This is a genomic window from Bradyrhizobium glycinis (assembly GCF_016031655.1).
In the GTDB taxonomy this organism is placed as follows: domain Bacteria; phylum Pseudomonadota; class Alphaproteobacteria; order Rhizobiales; family Xanthobacteraceae; genus Bradyrhizobium; species Bradyrhizobium glycinis.
The window spans coordinates 1-22688 of record NZ_JACCHQ010000001.1; the positions used below are offsets into that span (position 1 = coordinate 1).

Consider the following 22688-nt stretch of genomic DNA (forward strand, 5'->3'; position numbering starts at 1 on the left):
ACGGCTCGATACTTCCTGGCATCGCGTCCGCTCCCAGCCAAGAAGCTGCTTGAAGCCGTGCGCGCTCATTGGGGCATCGAAAACAATTTGCACTGGGTTCTCGACGTTCTGTTCGACGAGGACGCTTGCCGCAGCCGGAAAGGCCATGCTGCCGAAAACCTCGCAGCCATCCGCAAGCTGGCTATCAATACGCTGCAGGCAACACCTGGACCTGCCCGCACCAGCCACAAAATGCTCGAAGCCAGATGGAATAACGACTTCCTTCTCTCCGCCCTCGCTCATATGCGATAGCCCTACGAGCTCGAGGGAGTGTGCCTCGCACTCGATCTCTGGCAGCGGTGGTACGAGCATGACGATCCGGAGACGCTTCGCTTCGGCCGCCGCCAGAGCTCGATTCTGCGTGGGCACGGGTTCACGCCGGTTTGGGTGGGCGCAAGCTACGTCAACCATAGCGCTGATGCCGCGAGCCGCGCCGAGGCCGTCGCGGATGCGAGGCGAAGCCTGCTCAGCCTCGGGCCGCAACTTTTGCGCAAGGGGCTCGCGACTGGCAGTGAAATTCAGGCGGCACTCGCCGGATGGGATGCGTGGGGAAACGATCCGGATGCGGTTTATTTCAGATGCCGATGCGAGTGCGTCGCGCGCAAGGATTGACGGCGCTACCTTCCATGTCAGCAAAAAGCCCCCGGCTCGCAGAACCGGGGGCATGTTCCTCATTGCGCGCGAAAGGTCTTCAGCCCTTCGTCATGGTGATGTTGACGCCGCGGATCTCGCCCTTGGACGAGATCTGCACGGTCTGCTTGGTGCCGTTGGTGCGCAGCGACAGATTGGCGGCAAAGCCGTTGGCCTCGACGAAGACTTCGATCTGGCCGCCGCCCGCGGTGCCCTGGAGGTTGCCGAAGATGTTGCGGCTGGACTCGCTCCAATTGCCGGAAATGCGGTCACCCTGGCTCGTCACATCGCTGGTGAGGTCGAACTTGTAGCTGTCGGAGGCGCAGTGCAGCGCCTGCTTCAGGTTGAGGCCGCTGCCGGCCACCTTATAATCCGCCTTGCATCGGATGCGCTCGGTGGATCCGTCGGACAACGACACCGTGCCGGTGCCGCTCCATGCGCCGTCGAAGCCGGCAAACGGTCCGGACGACTGAGCATGGCTTGCCGTCACCGAAAAGAGCAGCGCCGCCCCGATGCCGGCCGCCGTGATTGCCAGTCCAGATCGCCCAAAGAATTTCATCGCAAATATCCCGTTTTGGAACGACGTTCGCTCACGATTGAGAACGTCTCGCCACATCGAAAGTTTAGTGCTCCGAGCAAGTCGCAGGTTCAAAGCCCGGCGGCCAGAGACGGCGGTTCACGCGGTCTCCGCCGCGCTTCCAGGGCGCGATTTGCCGCGTTTCGGCATCTTTCCGGCAGCCAAGGACGGGCGAAGAGATGCAGCGCGGCAACAGGTCTGCATTAAAACGCAATGCTCCCGAATTATGACGTAGTATCAAGCTCTTACATCTGCCAATGAAGGCGCGGGGAAGACCTGATTCGGCGGGGGCGGCGCCAATTTGGCCGCATTTGCCAGTGCTTGTGCCTTCTCTGAGGCCGCTACAAGCGGCGACTTGCCATCAGAACCAATCCGTTCCGGCCGTCCGCCCTGTGCAGTCCGGGATCGGTGCGATTCTGCCGTCAGAATGAAGGAATACAATGCGTAATCTTCTCGTCGCTCTCACCCTGCTGTCGGCCTCCCTTTCGACGGCGGCGTTCGCCCAGCAAGGGCGTGGCACGGAGGCCGAGCAGAAGGCCTGCACCCGCGATGTGCAGAAGTTCTGCCGTCCGGTCATCGACCAGGGCGATTTCACCATCCTGGCCTGCCTCAAGGAGAACCGGGCCAAGATCTCGCAGGCCTGCGACCAGGTGCTGAAGAACCACAATCAATAAACTCGGCCATTGGCCCCCCAAAGCCGGCCCTCGGCCGCTTTTCCGGGCGCATCCGAAGGGGCAGCCATCGACGGACAGGATTGGTTTTGCGGCCGTATTCCCCTATATGGGGGCCGCGGCGGCGTCGCCGGCGTGAGCCCGCCCGAGCGAAAAAGCCCTTCCTGTCCAAACGATTGTAAACCAGCCCTCGATGACCTCTGCGAGCGAATTGCGATCCGGCAAGGGTGACCGCGACGAGAATTTTCCCGTCGCGTCCTGGATCATTCATCCGCGTCATCGCGCCCTGATCCTGGCCTATTACAATTTCGTCCGCACCGCCGACGACATCGCCGACCACGCGACGCTGCCTCCCGACCAGAAGCTTAGCTATCTCGATCTGCTCGAGGCGGAACTGCTCGGCAAGGGTGACACCCAGCCCGAGGCGGTCAGCTTGCGCCGCGCGCTGGCCGAGCGCGGCATGGCGCCGCGTCATGCGCTCGACGTGCTGATCGCCTTCCGCATGGACGTGACCAAGCTGCGCTACGAGACCTGGGACGAGGTCATCCATTATTGCCGCTATTCGGCGATGCCGGTCGGCCGCTTCATGCTCGACGTTCACGGCGAGAGCACCTCGACCTGGGCCGCATCGGACGCGCTCTGCGCAGGCTTGCAGATCAACAATCACCTGCAGGATTGCGGCAAGGATTATCGCGAGCTCAACCGCGTCTATCTGCCGCGCGACGCGCTGGCAACACACGGCGCCTCCGTCGAGCAGCTCGGTCTCGCCCAGTCGCCGCCGGCGATGCTCGCCTGCCTGCAGTCGCTCGCCGTGCGCAACGAGGCGCTGCTCGAGGAGGGCAGGTCGCTCGCAGCCGAGATCCGGGATTTCCGTCTCGGCGTCGACGTCTCCGTCATCCAGGCCTATGCCGACCGCATCGTGCGCTTGCTCAAGGTCCGCGATCCGCTGCGCGAGCGCGTGCATCTGAACAAGTTCGAGCTGCTCGCCTTCAGCCTCGCCGGGATCATCGGCGAAGTCGGCCGCCGTGCGATCGGTCGCAAGGCCATTTCCAGAGCGGGGACTGCCCATGACGCTTGAGGCGACCACGCCCGGCGCCAATTACGGCTCGACCGCATCCGGCAGCTCGTTCTATGCCGCGATGCGCATCCTGCCGCGTGACCAGCGCGAAGCGATGTTCCAGATCTACAGCTTCTGTCGCCAGGTCGACGACATCGCCGATTCCGACGGCCCGCGCGAGGCGCGGCTCGCGGCACTTCAGGAATGGCGCAACGACATCGACGCGCTCTATCAGGGCCATCCGCCGCCGCGGCTGAAGGACTACGTCGCCTCGGTGAAGACCTTCGGGCTCAAGCGCGAGGATTTCCTCGCCATCGTCGATGGCATGGAGATGGACGTGCCGCAGGACATCCGTGCGCCCGACATGGCGACGCTGGATCTGTATTGCGATCGCGTTGCCAGCGCCGTGGGGCGGCTGTCGGTGCGCGTGTTCGGCATGCCCGAGGAAGACGGCATCCTGCTCGCGCACCATCTCGGCCGCGCGCTGCAGCTCACCAACATCCTGCGCGACATCGACGAGGACGCCGGCCTTGGCCGGCTCTATCTGCCGCGCGAGGCGCTGCTGCATGCCGGCATCACCTCCGATGATCCGAACCGCGTGATCGCCGAGCGCGCGCTGCCGAAGGTCTGCATGCCGCTGGCGCAGCGCGCGAAGGTGCATTTCGAGAAGTCGGACGAGATCATGAACCGCAACAGGCGCCGCGCCGTGCGCGCGCCGCGGATCATGTCGAAATACTACCATTCCATTCTGGACCTTCTGATCGCGCGTGGTTTCTCCGCGCCGCGCGAGCCGGTGCGTGTGTCGAAGATCACACGGATCCTGATCCTGCTCCGCTACGCTTTCATCTGATGCAAAACACAGCTCACATCATCGGTGCTGGAATTTCCGGCCTCTCCGCCGCCGTGCGGCTCGCCAATGTCGGCTTCAAGGTCGCCGTGCATGAGGCGACGCACCAGGCCGGCGGCCGCTGCCGGTCCTATTTCGACGGCGCAACCAATCTCACCATCGATAACGGCAATCATCTGCTGCTGTCGGGCAACAGCCATGCGCGCGCCTATGCGCGCGCGATCGGCACCGAGACGGGCCTGGTCGGCCCCGAGCGCGCGCAATTTCCGTTCGTCGATATCAAGACCGGGCAGCGCTGGCAAATCGATCTCGGCGATGGCCGGTGGCCGACCTGGGTGCTCGACGAAAGCCGCCGCGTGCCCGACACCGGTCTTTCCGACTATCTCAAGCTGGCGCCGCTGATCTGGGCGTCGGAAGAAACGCTGGTCGGCAGGTCGATTCCGACCGAGGGCATCCTCTATCAGCGCCTGGTGCAGCCGCTGCTGCTGGCCGCTCTCAACGTCGATCCGCCCGAAGGCTCGGCCGGGCTTGCCGGCGCGATCGTGCGCGAGACGCTGCTTGCGGGCGGGCAGGCCTGCCGTCCACTGATTGCGCGTGACGGTCTCAGTGCGGTTCTCATCGAGCCGGCCGTGAAGTTTCTGCAGGAGCGTGGCCACACCGTTCAGCTTGGCCATGAGCTCCGCTCGTTCGTCAGCACGGACGGCAAGGTGACCGCGCTGAATTTCGGCGGCGAGGACGTGATCCAGCTCGGTGCGGGCGATGTCGTCGTGATGGCGGTGCCGCCGCGCGCGGCAGCTAACCTGCTGCCGGGGCTGAAGACGCCGACCGAATTCCGCGCCATCGTCAATGCGCATTTCCGCTTTGAGCCTCCGCCCGGCTCGGCGCCCATCCTCGGCGTGATCGGCGGCGTGGTGGAATGGCTGTTCGCGTTTCCGAACCGGCTCTCGGTGACCATCAGCAATGGCGACCGCCTGGTCGACATGCCGCGCGAGGAACTGGCGCAGAGGATCTGGAACGAGGTTTGCGAAGCGGGAGGTGTGTCCGGCGAATTGCCTCCGTGGCAGATCGTGCGCGAGCGCCGCGCCACATTTGCGGCGACGCCGGCCCAGAATGCCCTGCGTCCTGGGCCGGTCACTGCGCTGAAAAACCTGTTCCTCGCCGGGGACTGGACTGCTACGGGATTGCCGGCAACCATCGAGGGATCGGTCCGGTCGGGTGACCGCGCTGCCGATCTGGTTCTGGGCGCCAAGACATCCTGAAGGCGGCCGGCAATTGTCCCGGTCAACTTTCAATCGACTATCGGAGCAATCGAGCGACATGGATTCCGTGACCGCGACCAGCCGCGAAGCTTTGGAATCGAGCATTGCGTCGGCCACCCAAGGGATCCTGGGCTTCCAGCAATCCGACGGCCATTGGGTGTTCGAGCTCGAGGCCGACTGCACGATTCCGGCCGAGTACATCCTGCTGCGCCACTATCTCGCCGAACCGGTCGACACTGTGCTCGAGGCCAAGATCGGCAACTATCTGCGCCGCGTTCAAGGTGCCCATGGCGGCTGGCCGCTGGTGCACGACGGCGAGTTCGACATGAGCGCCAGCGTGAAGGCTTACTTCGCGCTGAAGATGATCGGCGACTCCGTCGACGCGCCGCACATGGTGCGCGCGCGCGAGGCGATCCACGCCCGCGGCGGCGCGATCAACAGCAACGTCTTCACCCGCTTCCTGCTCGCAACCTTCGGTGTCGTGACCTGGAGCGCGGTGCCGGTGCTGCCGATCGAGATCGTGCTGTTGCCGTTCTGGTCGCCATTCCACCTCAACAAGATCTCCTATTGGGCGCGCACGACGATGGTGCCGCTGATGGTGATCGCTGCGCTGAAGCCGCGCGCAAGGAATCCGAAGGGCGTCGGCATCGACGAATTGTTCCTGCAGGATCCGCGCTCGATCGGCATGACCGCCAAGGCGCCGCACCAGAGCATGGCCTGGTTTCTGTTGTTTCGTTCGCTGGATGCGATCCTGCGCGTGATCGAGCCGCTGTTTCCGAAGAGCCTGCGCAAGCGCGCGATCGACGCCGCGCTCGCCTTCATTGAGGAGCGGCTCAACGGCGAGGACGGCATGGGCGCGATCTACCCGCCCATGGCCAACATCGTCATGATGTACGACGCGCTCGGCAAGGACGAGAACTATCCGCCGCGCGCGACGACGCGCCGGGGCATCGACAAGTTGCTCGTCATCAAGGACGACGAGGCCTATTGCCAGCCCTGCGTCTCGCCGGTGTGGGACACGACGCTCACCGCGCACGCACTGCTGGAGGCCGGCGGTGACAAGGCGGTGCCGGCCGCCAAGCAGGGCCTCGACTGGCTGATCCCGAGGCAGGAGCTCGAGGTGAAGGGCGACTGGGCGGTGAAGCGGCCCGACGTGCGCCCGGGCGGCTGGGCCTTCCAGTACAACAATGCCCATTACCCTGATCTCGACGACACGGCCGTGGTGGTGATGTCGATGGACCGTATGCGGCGGGAGCACGGTGCGGCCGGCTATGACCACGCGATCGCCCGCGGCCGGGAGTGGATCGAGGGCATGCAGAGCGACGACGGTGGCTGGGCCGCCTTCGACGTCAACAACCTCGAATATTACCTGAACAATATCCCGTTCTCGGATCACGGCGCGCTGCTCGATCCGCCGACCGAGGACGTCACGGCGCGCTGCATCTCGATGCTGGCCCAGCTCGGCGAGACCGCGAAGACCAGCAAGCAGGTTGCCGCCGGGGTCGCGTATTTGCGGAAGACCCAGCACCCGGAGGGGTCCTGGTACGGCCGCTGGGGCATGAACTTCATCTATGGAACGTGGTCGGTGCTGTGCGCCCTCAACATGGCCGGTGTCGACCACAAGGACCCCATGATCCGCAAGGCGGCGGCCTGGCTGACCTCGATCCAGAACGACGACGGCGGCTGGGGCGAGGACGCTGTCAGCTACCGGCTCGACTACAAGGGCTGGGAGGCCGCCCCCTCAACCGCCTCGCAAACGGCATGGGCCTTGCTTGCCCTGATGGCGGCAGGCGAGGTTGATCACCCGGCCGTCGCCCGCGGGGTGGAGTACCTGATTGCAACACAAGACAAAAAAGGACTGTGGGACGAGCAGCGGTACACCGCCACAGGCTTCCCCCGCGTGTTCTATCTACGTTATCATGGTTACCCAAAGTTCTTTCCGCTGTGGGCATTGGCGCGGTATCGGAACTTGCGGAACACCAACAGCAGGGTGGTAGGGGTCGGAATGTGACTTTGGGGACGGGGGACTATGTTACCGTGGGTCAGGCCATCGACCCGCGGCCGATACTGATCGTGACCGGATTGGTGCAGGAGGCCCGCATCGCGGCCGGGCCCGGAATGGCGGTCATCTGTTCATCCAGCAGCCCGACCCAGTTGCGGGCGCTTCTGACGGTGGTGGATCCTGAGACGATTCGCGGCGTGATCTCGTTCGGCGTGGCTGGCGGGCTCGACCCGAGCTTGCGCTCCGGCGACGTCGTGCTGGCGACCGAGGTGCTGTCCGGCGACGCCCGCTGGGCCGCCGGCCTGTCGCTCGGCGATGACCTGATCGAGCGCCTGACCTCCGGCCGCCGCCGCGTGGTGCGCGGCAGCCTCGCCGGGGCCGAGGAAGTGGTCACCAAGCGCGCCTGCAAGGCGGCGCTGCATTCCGAGACGGGAGCGGCCGCCGTCGACATGGAAAGCCACATCGCCGCCGCCTACGCCGCCGAGGCCGGGCTGCCCTTCGCCGCGGTCCGCGTCATCAGCGATCCCGCCCATCGCGCGCTGCCGGCGCTCGCCCGCGCCGCGATCAAGCCGAACGGCCAGATCGACCTCGGAGCCGTGCTGCGCGGTATCGTGCGCAATCCGGCAACGCTGCATGCCCTGGTCTCGACCGGCATCGACTTCAACCGCGCGCTGCGGTCACTGCGCGGCTGCCGCGACTATCTGATCGGGACGGAGCTCGTCGAGAGCGAGGCGCTGGTGTCGAAGGCGGCCTGAGCGCTTCCTTTCAGGTGGCAAAATCGAAGGCCCGGTCGTCTGACCGGGCCTTTTGTTTTGAACTGCGCGACGTCGCGTGCGCGACATTGGTCGGCGTGCGCCTGCTTGCATCAATCCTTCGTCCAGTCCTGCAGCCGCAATCTCGCAATACGCTGGAATTCGGCAGTGTTGTTGCTGACGAGGGGCAGGTCGCGCGCTATGGCCTGACCGGCGATCAGGATGTCATAGGGACCGATCGGCGTGCCGCGCCGCGCAAGCTCTGCCCGGATCTCGCCGGCGGCTCGCGCGTCCTCTTGGTCGAGCTCGAGGATGTCGAGGTCGGCAAAGAGAAGGCGAAGCGTTTCCAAGTTGAACTCGACCTTTTGGCTGCGATAGGCGCCGAAGTAGAGTTCGTGGGCAACGATGGACGAGATGGCGAGTGCGCCGGGCTCGGTGGCTTCAACCCGACGCAGGAGAGGCTCTGACCGGCGCGTGACCAGTGCGATGACGGCGTTGGTGTCGAGAAGCCATTTCCTCATCGCATCGCCTGATCGAGATCGGGGCGCGCCTGCTCCTCAGGCTGCTCCCGGCCCTCGGCCATGAAGTCCGGGCTGAAGCCACGCGCGACGGCCGCGCGAAGCGACGTCCCTGGGCCGGCGGCGTTCTGCCTCGGGCGCAGGATCACGGCGTCGCCTTCGCGCGAGACTTCCACTTCGTCGACCGAAAAACGGAAATCCTTGGGCAGCCGGACGGCTTGCGAATTGCCTGACTTGAACACCTTGGCGATGTGGGGCATGGTGACCTCATGTATATACTTTAATGTATATACATGCCCTGGCTAAGACATGCAAGGAGGGACGATCCTACGAGTTGTCGCTCATCCTTGCGAAAGGGCACTCCAGGAGGCGTCGGGCAAAACAGCGCTACGCCCGTCAACCCCTCGCCGCAAAATATTTTCCCGAATTTCGGATTTATGGCATAGAGCGCTCATCCCGGCCCTGCCAGAGGGGCGCTTCGCGATCGTCACGAGATGCGGGCCGGGGTGCGGTGGACGCGGCAGCGCCGGCGCGAAAGGCGGTGACAGGGCGGGCAACCGTGAGTCATGCGCATCGCGATACGACACGGCGCCGTCAAAGCGGTTTTGGTCGTCACCGGAGGCGAGCACACGCGAGCTTCCGGCGATCAGGCCAAACCGTCCGCGGACGGAGAAGTCGTGTGGTCCCGACGCCCGGGGTTCTGGCGTCAAACTTCGCGGTGATGCGGCAGCCCGACCGGGAACGCGCATCGATCAGCCGCGAGGCGACGGGGGCAATAGTGCAACGCTCCCCGAGGAGAGCACGAAGGACACCGTTAAAACCATCCGCGCAGGGAAGGCCGGGCGACCGGCATCACCTGTGATCCACCCCGTGTGCGTTTTTGATGCATACGGACCGCGGGTGCCGCCGGCGCCCGGCCTTCCCTGCGCCCTTTGGCAATCATGGGGCGAAACGAACAGCAAAGCTCGGGCGGAAGCGCCGCGAGAACGCGGATGTCTGTCAGCGAGGAAGACAGCGCATGGCAACGGCAGGCTGGTGCCGCCACTCCGTCATTGCGAGCGCAGCGAAGCAATCCAGAATCTTTCCGCAGAGACAGTCTGGATTGCTTCGCTACGCTCGCAATGACGTTGGGGTGGACGGCGTGCCTCCAATTCTCACGAAACTTGCGCAAAAGAAAAAGGCCCGGTCGCGTCCGCGGCCGGGCCTTCGTCGTGAGAGTTGCTTGCGCCTTACGCCGCCGTCGAAGCCTTCTGCGCGGCCTTGGCCTGGGCGGCGGCGGCTTCGTCCTTGCGGATCTCCGACAGCTTCTTCTGCACCTGCTCCGAGAAGATGTACTGCGCCGGGCGCTGCTTGGAGAGGTCGATCTCCGGCGCCATCGGGCCGCTGGTCCGCACGCCGCGCAGCGCCACCCACATCGCCTTCAGCGGGTTGTTGAGCGCGGCCGTCGCGGCCGTGGGCTCGTAGCCGCAATGGGCCATGCAGTCGGCACACTTCTCGTATTTGCCGGTGCCGTAGGAATCCCAGTCGGTGGTCTCCATCAGCTCCTTGAAGGTTTTTGCGTAGCCTTCACCGAGCAGGTAGCAGGGCTTCTGCCAGCCGAAGATGTTGCGCGCGGGCATGCCCCACGGTGTGCACTCGTATTCCTGGTTGCCGGCGAGGAAGTCCAGGAACAGGCCGGAATGCATGAAATTCCACTTCTTGCCCTTGCCCATCGCAAAGACGTCGCGGAACAGCTTCTTGGTCTTGGTGCGGTTGAGGAAGTGCTCCTGGTCCGGCGCGCGCTCATAGGCGTAGCCCGGGGACATCGAGACGCCGACACCGAGCTCGGTGGTGAAGTCGAGGAATTTGGCGATCTCCTCGGCCGGGTGGCCGTCGAAGATGGTGGCGTTGACGTTGACGGTGAAGCCGCGCGCCTTGGCCGCCTTGATCGCCGACACCGCGCGGTCGAACACGCCCTTCTGCGACACCGCCTTGTCGTGGTGGTCGCGCAGGCCGTCGAGATGAACGGAGAAGAACAAATAGGGCGAGGGCTCGAACAGATCGAGCTTCTTCTCCAGCAGCAGCGCGTTGGTGCAGAGCGAGACGAACTTCTTGCGCGCGACGAGGCCGCGCACGATCTCGCCGATCTCCTTGTGGATCAGCGGCTCGCCGCCGGGAATGGCGACCATCGGCGCGCCGCACTCGTCGGCCGCATCCCAGCACTCCTGCGCGGTCATGCGGCGGTTGAGGATCGCATCGGGATAATCGATCTTGCCGCAGCCGACGCAGGCGAGGTTGCAGCGGAACAGCGGCTCCAGCATCAGCACGAGCGGATAGCGCTTGCGGCCAAGCAGTTTCTGCTTGAGCAAATAGCCGCCGATACGCATTTCCTTGAAGAACGGGATAGCCATTACAAGTTTCTTTCTGGGCTTTTGAATTCGGATGGGTCAGCTCGCGGCCAGTTGGGCCGGAAGCCGGAATTCGATGTTTTCCTCGCGGCCCGGCAACACCTGGACCTTCACCGGTCCGATCCGCCGCATCGCTTCGATCACGTCATCCACGAGTACCTCGGGCGCCGAAGCGCCGGCCGTGATGCCGACGGTCCTCGCATCCTTCAACCACTCCGGATTGAGCTCGCTGCCGTCGGCAATCAAATAACTCGCGACGCCGGCTTCAGTGCCGATTTCGCGGAGCCGGTTCGAGTTCGAGCTGTTGGCAGCGCCCACCACCAAGATCACGTCGACCAGCTTGCTCAAGTCCCTTACCGCAGATTGGCGGTTCTGTGTCGCATAGCAGATATCCCGGATATCCGGACCTTGAATGTCTGTAAAGCGGGCCTGAAGCGCCGCGATGATGTCCTTGGTGTCGTCGACCGACAGGGTGGTCTGGGTGATGTAGGCCACTGGCGTATCCGCCGGCAGGGTCAGCGCGTTAACCTCTTCAACGCTCTGGACAAGCTGCACCGGCCCCGGGACCTGGCCCATCGTGCCCTCGACCTCGGGGTGGCCGGCATGGCCGATCAGGATCAGGGTGCGGCCTTTGCCGACATAGCGCTTCCCCTGATTGTGAACTTTCGTGACCAGCGGGCAGGTGGCATTGAGCACCGGAAGATCGCGCGCGGCGGCCTCTTCCTCGACGCTGCGGGCGACGCCATGGGCGCTGAACACCGTCACCGCCTTCGGCGGAACCTCGGAGAGTTCCTCGACGAAGATGGCGCCTTTGGCCTTCAGGTTCTCGACGACGTACTTGTTATGCACGATCTCATGGCGCACGTAGACGGGCGGGCCGTACTTCTCCAGCGCCCGTTCCACGATTTCGATTGCTCGCACCACGCCTGCGCAGAAGCCGCGCGGTTGCGCCAGATAAACTTCCATTGGACGCCCATCACGCAAGTTGCACCAATCCGCTCTTTGCAGTCCCCAAGCGGCACTCCGATACTGACCAATGAGTTGCAATATCCGCACCATTGGTTCGCGCCTGCGGTAGCCACCCACCCTGTGGGCGGCTCAGGCGCATGGAGGCGCAATACTTTGTGTCAAAAAATCGGCGGTAGGGGAAGGTGGAACCGCTGAGGGAGGCGCCTATGAGGTATTTTAGTAGGGTTTACGGGGTGCACGCGTGCGCGACATTCCTTCATGGTCCTTCGTCACTTTCCCGCCTCAACTCACCGGCTATACCGGCCGCCCCGCATGATTTTGCCACGGTCTCCCGCCGTTTACCTCGAACCTTCTGGCGGCGAGAACCACCCAAAACAGCAATAGGTTTCGGCCGGGAACTCCGATAAACAGCGGGCGTTTCCGGCAAGCTGTTAACCGCAGAAAGAAAAGAAGTGCTGCAAAGCGTCGTCGTTGCCATCGTCAGGGCCTGCACCCGGTTTGCCTCCCTCGTCGTCGTTATCGGGCTCCTGCTGTCGGTGGGGGCGGGCTATTACGCTGCGCGCCACTTCGCCATCAACACCGACATCAACTCGCTGATTGCCCAGAATCTGGACTGGCGTCAGCGCGATCAGCAATTCGATCGCGCCTTCGACCGCGATGCGACGATCACGGCGGTGGTCGAGGCCAAGACCCCGGAAATGGCGAGCGCGGCGGCCGATGCGCTCTATGCCAAGCTGAAGGACGACAAGGCCAATTTCCAGTCCATGCAGCAGCTCGGCAGCGGCGAGTTCTTCGAGAAGAACGGCCTGTTGTTCCTGCCGACCGAGGAGGTCGCCAAGATCACCGGCCAGTTCGAATCCGCAGCGCCCCTGATCGAGATCATGGCCGGCGATCCCTCGATCCGCGGCCTCACCGGGGCGCTGGAGACAGGCCTTGCCGGCGTCAAGCGCGGCCAGGTCAAGCTCGACAATACCGAGCGCCCCTTCAACCTGATCGCGCAGACGGTCGAGACCGTGCTCAACAAGGGCAATGCCAGCTTCTCCTGGCGCCAGCTCGTCAGCGACGAGCCGCTCAAGGATTCGGACAAGCGCAGCTTCATCGAGTTCAAGCCGATCCTCGACTACAACGCGCTGGAGCCGGGCAAGGGCGCGACCGATGCGATCCGCAAGGCTGCTGCGGATCTGGACTTCCCGACCAAATACCAGGCCCGCGTGCGGCTGACCGGCCCGGTCCCGATCGCCAACGAGGAATACGCCACCGTCCAGGAGGGCGCCGTCGTCAACGGTGTCGGCACGGTTCTCGTCGTGCTGCTGATCCTGTGGCTGGCGCTGCATTCGGCGAAGATCATCTTCGCGGTCTTCGTCAATCTCTTCGTCGGCCTTGCGATCACGACGGCCGCCGGCCTGATGATGGTCGGCTCGCTCAACCTGCTGTCGATCGCCTTCGCGGTGTTGTTCGTCGGCTTAGGGGTCGATTTCGGCATCCAGTACAGCGTCCGCTACCGCTCCGAGCGCTACAAGCACGACAACCTCGCCGGCGCGCTGGTGCTGGCGGCCAAGCGCTCGGCAGTGCCGCTGTCGCTGGCGGCAATGGCCACCGCGGCAGGCTTCCTCTGCTTCATGCCGACCGACTACAAGGGCATCTCGGAGCTCGGCCAGATCGCCGGCGTCGGCATGCTGGTGGCGTTCCTGTCCAGCATCACCGTGCTGCCGGCGCTACTGAAGCTTATGAACCCACCCGGCGAGCCGGAGCCCGTCGGCTACGCCTTTCTGGCGCCGCTCGATCACTTCCTGGAAAAGCACCGGGTGCTGATCGTCGGCGGCACGCTGCTGCTCGCGCTCGGCGGCCTGCCGCTGCTCTACTTCATGAAGTTCGACTTCAACCCGATGAACCTGCGCAATCCGCGCGCCGAGTCGATCGCGACCTTCCTCGATTTGCGCAAGGATCCGAACACCGGGGCCAACGCCGTCAATGTGATGACGACGTCGGAAGAGCAGGCGAGGCAGGTCGAGGCGAAGCTGGAGAAGGTGCCCGAGGTGCTCAGGGTGATGTCGCTCGACAGCTTCGTACCGCAGGATCAGCCGCCGAAGCTGAAGCTCATCGCGCAGGGCGCCAAGGTGCTGAATCCCGCGCTCAACCCCGATCAGATCGACGCGGCGCCGACGGACCAGGAGAATGTCGAATCGCTGAAGTCGTCGGTCGACAATCTGCGCCGGACGGCGGGCGACGCGAAGGGCCCGGGCGCTGTCGCCTCGCGCCGTCTTGCCGACGCGCTCGAAAAGCTCGCCAATGCCGACGAGGCCACGCGCAACAAGGCGCAGGACGTGTTCGTCGCACCATTGAAGATCGTGTTCGACCAGCTCAGGAACGCGATGCAGGCAGGTCCCGTCACCCTGAGCTCGCTGCCGCCCGATCTCGTCAACGCCTGGAAGAGCAAGGACGGCGTCATCCGCGTCGAGGCGCTGCCCAAGGGTGATCCCAACGACAACGACACGCTGCGCAAATTTGCGGCGGCGGTGCTCCAGGCCGAGCCGACTGCGATCGGCGGGCCGGTCTCAATCCTGAAATCCGGCGACACCGTAGTGAAGGCGTTCATCCACGCCGGCATCTATGCGCTGCTGGTGATCGGGCTCCTGCTCTGGATCACGCTTCGCCGCTTCGTCGACGTGCTGATGACCCTGGTGCCGCTTCTGGTTGCCGGCGCGGTGACGCTCGAGATCTGCGTGTTGATCGGCCTGCCGCTGAACTTCGCCAACATCGTCGCGTTTCCGCTGCTGCTCGGCGTCGGCGTCGCCTTCAAGATCTATTACGTCGTGGCTTGGCGCTCGGGCAGGACGAACCTGCTCCAGACCAGCCTGACGCGCGCGATCTTTTTCAGTGCGCTGACGACCGCGACCGCGTTCGGCAGCCTGTGGCTGTCGAGCCATCCCGGCACGTCCAGCATGGGCAAGCTGCTGGCACTCTCGCTGGTGACGACGCTCGCCGCCGTGCTGCTGTTCCAGCCGGCCCTAATGGGCAAACCCCGCAATCTCAGGGAGTAGGCAGATGTCGCCGACCGGGTCGGCGGCGCCCTTCTGACCGGGCTTGGCTGCGCCGGCGGACTTGGGAGCGGCGGGCCCAGGCGTGGTGGCGCCGCTGGTGCCTTGAGCCGTGGCTTGGGCTGTGGCTTGGGCGCCTTGCGCCGCTTGGGGCTTCGGCGCAGTGCCGCTGGATTTCGGCGCGCCCTTGGCCATGGCGTTGGCAGGGCTCGAGGGGATCGGCGGGCCGACCCGGGCCCAGGTTTCGCCGCCGCAGAGGAAGCCCATGACGCAGCCCTTGATCTCCAGCTGGTCGGGACCGGCCGGCGTGATGGTCGCGCTGTAGAGCTGGCCGTCCTTGGCGTTGTAGACCTGTCCTTCCCACTGGTCGACGCCGGGCTTCTTCTTCATGTCGATCAGGGTTGCCATGCCGAGCGTCGGCCTGTTCTTTTTCGAGACATCCGGATTGTTCTCGTCGCGCCCGCCGGGCTGCTTTTCCCAGGAAACCGCGCCCCACATGCTGCCATAGCATTGGGCGACGCGAATGTTGGCAACGCCGTCGGCGACCCGCCAGTCGCCGGTCGGATCCGCGGCGAGCGCGGTCGTCAGGCCGGCGTAACCGCCAGCCAGTATTAGTCCGGTGTAAAGGGCCAAACGCATGAGTGTTCCTTGGCAGTGCAACATGGTCTAAAGCTGTGCTTGCGAAGATGGTCCGAAAAAGGGCAAAAGGCCGCACAGACCGTTTTCAGTAACGCTCCGTTTTCAGTTGACGAGACGGCCCTCAAGCGAAGTATGTAGCGGATGCACAGCCCAAATCCAGACATGTCTCAGCTATTCGCGGACCGTCAGGCCCAGCGCAGCACCCTGCATAACCGGTATTTGAACGAGCAGTTCGTTCGGGTCCTCAAGACCATCGGCTACGATGTCGGCTTCCAGAAGGGGCAGGGGCAGTACCTCTACGACCGCGAGGGCGCGCGCTATCTCGACCTGTTGTCCGGCTTCGGCGTGTTTGCAATCGGCCGCAATCATCCAGTCATGCGCGAGGCGCTCAAGAGCGTGCTCGATGCCGACCTGCCCAACCTCGTCCAATTCGACGTCTCGACGCTCGCCGGCGTGCTGGCTGAGCGCCTCCTGAAATACGTTCCTTACCTCGACAAGGCGTTCTTCGCCAATTCCGGCGCGGAATGCGTCGAGGCCGCGATCAAGTTCGCGCGTGGCGCGACGGGACGTCCTGGCATCGTCTATTGCGCGCACGGCTATCACGGGCTGACCTACGGCGCGCTGTCGCTGACCGGCGACGCCAATTTCCGCACCGGCTTCGAGCCGCTGCTGCCGGGCTGCACCCCGATCCCGTTCAACGACTTGGCCGCGCTGGAAAAGGCGCTGGCCTCGCGCGAGGTCGCCGCCTTCGTCGTCGAGCCGATCCAGGGCAAGGGCGTCAACATGCCCACCGACGAGTTCCTGCCCGGCGCGGCCGCGCTCTGCAAGAAATACGGCACGCTGTTCGTCGCCGACGAGATCCAGACCGGCATGGGCCGCACCGGCCGCTTCCTCGCGGTCGAGCACTGGAACGTCGAGCCCGACATGGTGCTGCTGTCGAAGTCGCTGTCGGGCGGCCACGTGCCGGTCGGCGCCGTGCTGACGCGCAAGAGCATCTTCGACAAGATCTTCAACCAGATGGACCGCGCGGTGGTGCACGGCTCCACCTTCTCCAAGAACGACCTCGCCATGGCCGCGGGCATCGCCACGCTCGACGTCATGGAATCGGAGAAGCTGATCGATGCGGCCGCCAAGCGCGGCGCCGAGCTGCGCCTCGCGCTGACGCGCATGGTGCCCGGCTACGAGCTGCTGAAGGAAGTCCGCGGCAAGGGGCTGATGATCGGCATCGAATTCGGCCCGCCGAAATCGCTGCGGCTGCGGGCCTCCTGGAACGTGCTGGAGACCGCCAACAAGGGCCTGTTCTGCCAGCTCATCACCGTGCCGCTGTTCAAGGATCACAAGATCCTGACGCAAGTCGCCGGTCACGGCAGCCACACCATCAAGCTCTTGCCGCCGCTCACCATCACCGAGGAAGACTGCGCCTGGATCGAGCGCGCCTTCGACGACGTCATCGCCGGCAGCCACAAGGTCCCCGGTGCAATCTGGTCGCTCGGCAAGACGCTGGTGGACAACGCGGTGCGAAGGTCGGCTTAGGGCTGATCGCTCAGGCTGCCTCGTTCGCGGCCGAACTTACTTCGCAAACTCGCGCACCGCTCCCACCACGGCCGCCGGCACTTCCTGCGCGACGCAGTGTCCGGCATTGTCGAACACCAGCGTGGTCACGCCCGGAATCAGCGACACAGCGCGTCGCGCCATCTCCTTGTAGATCGGGCCCGACTTCGCCGCTGTCGTGACACGCACCGGACAGCGGAGCTTGGTGAGCGAGGCAAACGGATTGCCGCGGGCATCGCCAATGTAAACCTGCTCCATCGCCTCGTAGATGGGACGCAAGATCGCGGCCTCGATTTCGGGCGTGCAGCAGAGCCGGATACGGCCGTCATCCAGCGGCGCGAAGCCGTGGCGCACATACGCACGTAGCGAGGTTTCGGTCCAATCCGCAAACGCCGGTGCTGCGCGGTAACGTTCCAACACTGCGTCGGCGCTGTCGAATTCGGCTCGCCGGCGCAGCGTGCCCTGCACGCGGGCGAGAGATTCCTCACTCAATCCGCCGGAGCGCGCCGCGCGCGGGTCCATAATGGTCGGCTCCATCACGAACAGGCGTGCGAAGCGACCAGGCAAGAGCTTCGCAGCGAGAAGGAGATCGGTCGCGCCCGCGCTGTGACCGATTCCATAGATGTCGCGGAGTTCGAGCGCATCGATCACACGACAGACGTCGTCGGCGTAATCAAGGAAGTGATAAGCGCCGGGCTTGTGGCTTGCGCCATGACCGCGGCGGTCGAAGGCATAGACGGTGTAGGTCGATGCAAGCTCGCGCGCGACCTCGTCCCAGACGTCGGCGACGAAACCGGTGCCGTGTACGAGCAGGGCAGGCGGCTTCCCGCTCTCGCCCCATTGCAGCATGGCGATCTCTGCGTCGGCGGGGCCGATCGAAAAACGGTGCGGATCGATCATGAGCGATGGGATGCTACTTCGCATCCTCCAGGATCATCGTCGCGCCCTTCTCCGCGATCATCGCGGTCGGCGTATTGGTATTGCCCGAGGTGATCGTCGGCATGATCGAGGCGTCGACAATGCGCAAGTTGCCGAGGCCGTCGAACCGCAGGCGTTCGTCCACCACGGCCATCGGATCGTTCGCCGTGCCCATCTTCGCGGTGCCGACGGGATGGAAAATGGTGGTGCCGATATCGCCGGCGGCTTTTGCCAGCGAGGCGTCGTCGTTGCCGACCGTCGGCCCCGGCAGATATTCGCTGGGCCGATATTTGGCCAGCGCCTTCTGCTGCATCAGGCGGCGCGTGGTGCGAATGGCGTCCGCGGCAACCTGGCGGTCGTCGTCCGTCGACAGGTAATTCGGCGCAATGATCGGCTTCTCGTCGGGGCTCGCCGAACGGAGACGCACGGTGCCGCGCGAGGTCGGCTGCAGATTGCAGGCGCTGACGGTGATTGCAGGGAAACGATGCAGGGGATCGCCGAACTTGTCGAGCGACAGCGGCTGCACGTGGAACTGGATGTTGGCGCGGGCGCGCGTCGCATCGGAGCGCGTGAAGATGCCGAGCTGCGACGGTGCCATGGTCAGCGGACCGCGGCGGCGGAAGGCGTAGTCAAGTCCCATCAGACCGCGGCGGAACAGATTGTAATAGGTCTCGTTCAGCGTGCGCACGCCCTCGACCTTGTAGATCGCGCGCTGTTGCAGATGATCCTGGAGATTGCGCCCGACGCCGGGCTTGTCCATGACGATGTCGATGCCGAGCGGCGACAGCCAGTCGGCAGGGCCGATGCCGGAGCGATGCAGCACCTGCACCGAGCCGATGGAGCCTGCCGAGAGCACCACCTCGCGCTTCGCCCGCGCCTCGACGATCTCGCCGTTCCGGATGAAGCGCACGCCGACGGCGCGGCCCTGCTCGATGATGAGGCGGTCGACCAGCACGTGCTTCTCGAGCCGCAGATTGGGGCGCCTCAAGGCCGGCTTGAGGAAGCCGCGCGCCGAGGACCAGCGCCGGCCGCGCTTCTGGTTGACGTGGAAATAGCTCGTGCCTTCGTTGTCGCCGGTGTTGAAATCCGGGATGCGCTTGATGCCCATTTCCTCGGCGGCGTCACCGACCGCGTCGAGAATGGCCCATGACAGCCGCGGTGCCTCGATGCGCCAGCCGCCGCCAGCGCCGTGATGCTCGCTGGCGCCGAGGAAGTGGTCCTCCAGCCGCTTGAACAGCGGCAGCACGTCGTCGTAGCCCCAGCCGGTCAGCCCAAGCTGGCGCCAATGATCGTAGTCGGCGGCCTGTCCGCGCATCGAGATCATGGCGTTGATCGACGAGCAGCCGCCGATCACCTTGCCGCGAGGATAGGCCAGCGAGCGGCCGTTCAGGCCCGGCTCGGGCTCGGTCTTGAACATCCAGTCCGAACGAGGATTGCCGATGGCGAAGAGATAGCCGACCGGGATGTGGAACCAGATCCAGTTGTCGTCGCCACCTGCTTCAAGGATGAGAACGCGGTTGCCTGGGGCAGCCGACAGCCGGTTGGCAACGATGCAGCCCGCGGTGCCGGCTCCGACGACAATGTAGTCAAACTCACCTTCAAGCCGCCTCGGCATTCTGCTTCCACCCGGATGGTCTCTTTGCTTTCCGTTTAATAGGCAGACGCAGCCGACCGGGACAAGCCCGGCCATGCCGGGTGAACAGGGCTAGACCCCGATTGCCGGCGGTTGGGTGGACCGACGCTTGCATGGTAGACAGTTCTGCATTTCCAACAGCTCGAGACCTTCCATGCCCATCGTGAACCGCGTCGCCGACCTTCAACCCGATATCCAGGCCTGGCGGCGGGACATCCATCAGCACCCCGAGCTGCTGTACGATGTCCACCGCACCGCAGCATTCGTTGCGGACCGGTTGCGGGAGTTCGGCTGCGACGAAGTCGTGACCGGCCTGGGCCAGACCGGCGTCGTCGGCGTGATCAAGGGCAACAAGCCCGCCGGCGAGGGGCTCAAGGTGATCGGCATGCGTGCCGACATGGACGCGCTGCCGGTCGAGGAGCAGACCAATCTGCCTTACGCCTCCAAAATCCCCGGCAAGATGCACGCCTGCGGCCATGATGGCCACACTGCGATGCTGCTCGGGGCGGCCCGCTATCTCGCCGAGACGCGCAATTTTGCCGGCCAGGCTGTAGTGATCTTCCAGCCGGCCGAGGAGGGTGGCGCCGGCGGCGCGGCCATGGTCAAGGACGGCCTGATGGAGCGCTTCGGCATCGAGCAGGTCTACGGCATGCACAACGGCCCGGGCATTCCGGTCGGCTCGTTCGCGATCAGGCCGGGTCCCATCATGGCGGCGACGGACGAGGTCGACATCATGATCGAGGGCGTGGGCGGCCATGCCGCGCGTCCGCACAAATGCGTCGATTCCGTGCTGGTCGGCGCGCAAGTAATCACGGCCCTGCAGTCGATCGTCTCGCGCAGCGTCGATCCCCTGGAATCGGCGGTCGTATCGATTTGCGAATTCCACGCCGGCAACGCCCGCAACGTCATTCCGCAGACCGCGACCCTGAGAGGCACCATCCGCACGCTGTCGCCGGAGGTGCGCAAGCTGGTCGAGAGGCGCGTGCACGAAGTCGTGGCGGGCGTGGCGCAAATCACCGGCGCCAAGATCGACCTGCACTACAAGCGCAATTATCCGGTCGTGAACAATCATGCGGCGGAGACCGAGGTGGCACGGCGCATCGCCACGCAGGTCGCGGGTGAGGCCCATGTGCACGAGATGGCGCCGCTGATGGGCGGCGAGGATTTCGCCTACATGCTGGAAGCGCGGCCCGGCGCCTTCATCTTCTGCGGCAACGGCGACAGCGCCGGCCTGCATCACCCCGCCTACAATTTCAACGACGAGGCAATCGTCTACGGCACGTCCTATTGGGTGAAGCTGGTCGAGGAGCAGCTCGCGGCGTCGTAAAGCGTCTGAGTCGTCACTCCGGGATGGTCCGAAGGACCAGACCCGGAATCTCGAGATTCCGGGTTCGATCCTGCGGATCGCCCCGGAATGACCCTGCAAATGTAAATGGCCGGGCGCAAGCCCGGCCACACGCTTTTCAGTTTGCCGGTCGGCTCAGAACATCCGCGAGAAGATCACGTAGAGCGTGGCCGACAGCATGATCGCGCAGGGCAGCGTCAGTACCCAGGCCATCAGTAGGTTGCGGATCGTCGACCATTGCAGGCCCGAACCATTCGCCGCCATGGTGCCGGCGACGCCCGACGACAACACATGCGTGGTCGAGACCGGCAGGCCGAACACGTCGGCGGCGCCGATCGTGGCCGCGGCCACGAGCTCGGCGGACGCCCCTTGCGCGTAGGTGAGATGGCTCTTGCCGATCTTCTCGCCGACCGTGATGACGATGCGCTTCCAACCGATCATGGTGCCGAGGCCGAGCGCGATGGCGACCGCGATCTTCACCCAGTTCGGGATGAACTTGGTGGCGGCGTCGAGCGATCCCTTGTAGGCGTTCAGGATCGCGATCTCCTCCTTGTTGAGATCGTTCTCCTTGTCCTTCATCAGGAAGCGGATCGCTTCCGAGGTCATGTACATGTCGTTGCGGGTGTTGCCGACGGCTTCCGCGGGCAGCTTGTTCAGCGTGCCGTATTTGGCGACCTGATCGCCGACCTCCTTCACCAGCACCGCGAGCGAGGGATAGGTGCCCTCGTTGATGTGGCGCAGGGTGATGTACTGCGTCACGCCGGGGCGGGGATCGCCGATGATGCTGTGGCCGGCGCCCTTCGCCGAGATCACCTTGGCGGCGGCATCGGAGGTCTTCTGGAACTGGACGACCTGCGATTCCGGCAGCGCGCGGTTGAGCGCGTAGGCGGTCGGCACGGTGCCGATCAGGATCAGCATGATCAGGCCCATGCCCTTCTGGCCGTCGTTCGAACCATGCGCGAAGCTGACGCCGGTGCAGGTCGCGATCAAGAGGCCGCGGATCCACAGCGGCGGCGCTTTGTGGCCTTCCGGCGCGGAATAGAGCGCCGGGTTGCGCACGATGAACTTGAGCAGGAGCAACAGCGTGGCGGCACAGATGAAGCCGAACAGGGGCGACAGCAGCAGCGCGTAACCGATCTCGGTCGCCTTGGTCCAGTCCACGCCTGAGGTGCCGTCGCGGCCGCGCATGACGGCGTTGGCGACGCCGACGCCGATGATCGAGCCGATCAGCGTGTGCGAGGAAGAGGCGGGCAGGCCGAAGAACCAGGTGCCGAGGTTCCACAGGATCGCGGCGATCAACAGCGCGAACACCATGGCAAAGCCGGCGCTGGAGCCGACCTGTAGGATCAGCTCGACCGGCAGCAGCGAGACGATGCCGAAGGCGACCGCGCCGGAGGACAAGAGCACGCCGAGGAAGTTGAAGAAGCCCGACCACATCACCGCGACCTCGGCCGGCAGCGAATGGGTGTAGATCACGGTCGCCACGGCATTGGCGGTGTCATGGAAGCCGTTGACGAATTCGAAGCCGAGCGCGATCAGGAGCGCGATGAAGAGGAGGATGTAGGGCAGGTAGGTTGTCACCCGCGTGCCGGTGGCATTGACGTCGACATAGATGCTGTAGGCGACGAACAGCAGGCCTCCGGCGAGGACGCCGAAGAACAGGATCATCGTCAGCGGATTGAAGCCCTTGTCGAGATTCGGCCGTGAGGCCGGCTGGATCGGCGCGGGATCTACTACCGCGCGGTCGAATGCAACATCGGTCATGTCTGGACGCCCCTTCACTTTCGGTCCGGGTATTGTCCGCGATGGATTTGAAGGCCGGATGACAACCAAGGCGCGAAAGCCGTTTGCCTGCC

General features: G+C 64.7%; 20 protein-coding genes. 11 read left to right on the plus strand and 9 right to left on the minus strand.

The features are described 5' to 3' along the window. Together HZZ16_RS00005 and HZZ16_RS00010 are read left to right on the plus strand one after the other, a co-directional pair. Nucleotides 1-291, plus strand: a 291-nt coding sequence (locus HZZ16_RS00005; RefSeq protein WP_197946301.1) for an ISAs1 family transposase, incomplete at its 5' end; no start/stop codon positions are given. Nucleotides 292-309: 18 nt separating this feature from the next. After that, nucleotides 310-651 carry a hypothetical protein gene (locus HZZ16_RS00010; protein WP_197946303.1) on the plus strand — a complete coding sequence of 114 codons (342 nt, stop codon included), beginning with the start codon at nt 310-312 and terminating at the stop codon, nt 649-651. 79 nt (nt 652-730) lie between these two features. On the opposite strand, the gene HZZ16_RS00015 is transcribed toward HZZ16_RS00010, so the two are convergent. Beyond that, a complete protein-coding gene (locus HZZ16_RS00015) occupies nt 731-1228 on the minus strand; it encodes a hypothetical protein (RefSeq protein ID WP_197946305.1) in 498 nt (165 codons plus the stop codon). Nucleotides 1229-1686: 458 nt separating this feature from the next. On the opposite strand from HZZ16_RS00015, the gene HZZ16_RS00020 reads away from it, so the two are divergent. The 6 genes from HZZ16_RS00020 (at nt 1687) to HZZ16_RS00045 (ending at nt 7837) form a co-directional block, all read left to right on the plus strand. Further along, nucleotides 1687-1920: a hypothetical protein gene (locus tag HZZ16_RS00020; RefSeq protein ID WP_197946307.1), complete on the plus strand. Its 234-nt coding sequence runs from the start codon at nt 1687-1689 to the stop codon at nt 1918-1920. A 190-nt stretch (nt 1921-2110) separates the two neighbouring features. After that, entirely contained in the window at nt 2111-2995 is an 885-nt protein-coding gene (hpnC, locus tag HZZ16_RS00025; RefSeq protein ID WP_197946309.1) for a squalene synthase HpnC, read from the plus strand. After that, nucleotides 2985-3824, plus strand: a complete 840-nt coding sequence (gene hpnD / locus HZZ16_RS00030) for a presqualene diphosphate synthase HpnD (protein ID WP_197946311.1) — start codon at nt 2985-2987, stop codon at nt 3822-3824. Before hpnC ends, hpnD begins: the two co-directional genes overlap by 11 nt. Next, complete coding sequence (gene hpnE, locus HZZ16_RS00035) at nt 3824-5080, plus strand: hydroxysqualene dehydroxylase HpnE (RefSeq protein ID WP_197946312.1); 1257 nt, start codon at nt 3824-3826, stop codon at nt 5078-5080. The genes hpnD and hpnE overlap by 1 nt, the downstream gene beginning before the upstream one ends. A 58-nt stretch (nt 5081-5138) precedes the next feature. After that, nucleotides 5139-7091 carry a squalene--hopene cyclase gene (gene shc / locus HZZ16_RS00040; protein ID WP_197946313.1) on the plus strand — a complete coding sequence of 651 codons (1953 nt, stop codon included), beginning with the start codon at nt 5139-5141 and terminating at the stop codon, nt 7089-7091. Further along, entirely contained in the window at nt 7088-7837 is a 750-nt protein-coding gene (locus tag HZZ16_RS00045) for a phosphorylase (RefSeq protein ID WP_197946314.1), read from the plus strand. The genes shc and HZZ16_RS00045 overlap by 4 nt, the downstream gene beginning before the upstream one ends. Nucleotides 7838-7947: 110 nt before the next feature. Here the strand turns inward: HZZ16_RS00045 and HZZ16_RS00050 are convergent, their stop codons facing one another. The 4 genes from HZZ16_RS00050 to ispH all read right to left on the minus strand — a co-directional run bounded on the left by HZZ16_RS00050 (nt 7948) and on the right by ispH (nt 11705). Then, the gene (locus HZZ16_RS00050; protein ID WP_197946315.1) at nt 7948-8355 is read right to left on the minus strand and encodes a type II toxin-antitoxin system VapC family toxin; all 408 of its coding nucleotides are present in this window, start codon (nt 8353-8355) and stop codon (nt 7948-7950) included. Next, nucleotides 8352-8612: an antitoxin gene (locus HZZ16_RS00055; protein ID WP_197946316.1), complete on the minus strand. Its 261-nt coding sequence runs from the start codon at nt 8610-8612 to the stop codon at nt 8352-8354. The genes HZZ16_RS00050 and HZZ16_RS00055 overlap by 4 nt, the downstream gene beginning before the upstream one ends. 969 nt (nt 8613-9581) lie before the next feature. Beyond that, a complete protein-coding gene (hpnH, locus tag HZZ16_RS00060) occupies nt 9582-10742 on the minus strand; it encodes an adenosyl-hopene transferase HpnH (protein ID WP_197946317.1) in 1161 nt (386 codons plus the stop codon). 36 nt (nt 10743-10778) lie between these two features. After that, a complete protein-coding gene (gene ispH / locus HZZ16_RS00065; RefSeq protein ID WP_197946319.1) occupies nt 10779-11705 on the minus strand; it encodes a 4-hydroxy-3-methylbut-2-enyl diphosphate reductase in 927 nt (308 codons plus the stop codon). A gap of 455 nt (nt 11706-12160) precedes the next feature. On the opposite strand from ispH, the gene hpnN reads away from it, so the two are divergent. Continuing rightward, nucleotides 12161-14749: a hopanoid transporter HpnN gene (gene hpnN / locus HZZ16_RS00070; RefSeq protein ID WP_197946321.1), complete on the plus strand. Its 2589-nt coding sequence runs from the start codon at nt 12161-12163 to the stop codon at nt 14747-14749. Here the strand turns inward: hpnN and HZZ16_RS00075 are convergent. Next, complete coding sequence (locus tag HZZ16_RS00075) at nt 14717-15385, minus strand: DUF2147 domain-containing protein (RefSeq protein ID WP_197946323.1); 669 nt, start codon at nt 15383-15385, stop codon at nt 14717-14719. The two genes, hpnN and HZZ16_RS00075, sit on opposite strands and share 33 nt — an antisense overlap. A gap of 141 nt (nt 15386-15526) precedes the next feature. On the opposite strand from HZZ16_RS00075, the gene hpnO reads away from it, so the two are divergent. Then, complete coding sequence (gene hpnO / locus HZZ16_RS00080) at nt 15527-16918, plus strand: aminobacteriohopanetriol synthase HpnO (RefSeq protein ID WP_197946325.1); 1392 nt, start codon at nt 15527-15529, stop codon at nt 16916-16918. Between the two features lie 36 nt (nt 16919-16954). Here the strand turns inward: hpnO and HZZ16_RS00085 are convergent, their stop codons facing one another. Both HZZ16_RS00085 and HZZ16_RS00090 read right to left on the minus strand, forming a co-directional pair. Further along, nucleotides 16955-17836: an alpha/beta fold hydrolase gene (locus HZZ16_RS00085; RefSeq protein ID WP_197947242.1), complete on the minus strand. Its 882-nt coding sequence runs from the start codon at nt 17834-17836 to the stop codon at nt 16955-16957. 13 nt (nt 17837-17849) lie between these two features. Further along, the gene (locus tag HZZ16_RS00090; RefSeq protein WP_197946326.1) at nt 17850-19469 is read right to left on the minus strand and encodes a GMC family oxidoreductase; all 1620 of its coding nucleotides are present in this window, start codon (nt 19467-19469) and stop codon (nt 17850-17852) included. A gap of 172 nt (nt 19470-19641) precedes the next feature. Here HZZ16_RS00090 and HZZ16_RS00095 point away from each other — a divergent pair, with 172 nt between their 5' ends. After that, complete coding sequence (locus HZZ16_RS00095) at nt 19642-20814, plus strand: M20 aminoacylase family protein (protein WP_197946328.1); 1173 nt, start codon at nt 19642-19644, stop codon at nt 20812-20814. A 153-nt stretch (nt 20815-20967) separates the two neighbouring features. Here the strand turns inward: HZZ16_RS00095 and HZZ16_RS00100 are convergent, their stop codons facing one another. Next, on the minus strand, nt 20968-22596 hold the full coding sequence (locus HZZ16_RS00100; protein ID WP_197946330.1) for an inorganic phosphate transporter: 1629 nt from the start codon (nt 22594-22596) through the stop codon (nt 20968-20970). Nucleotides 22597-22688: the final 92 nt, after the last annotated feature.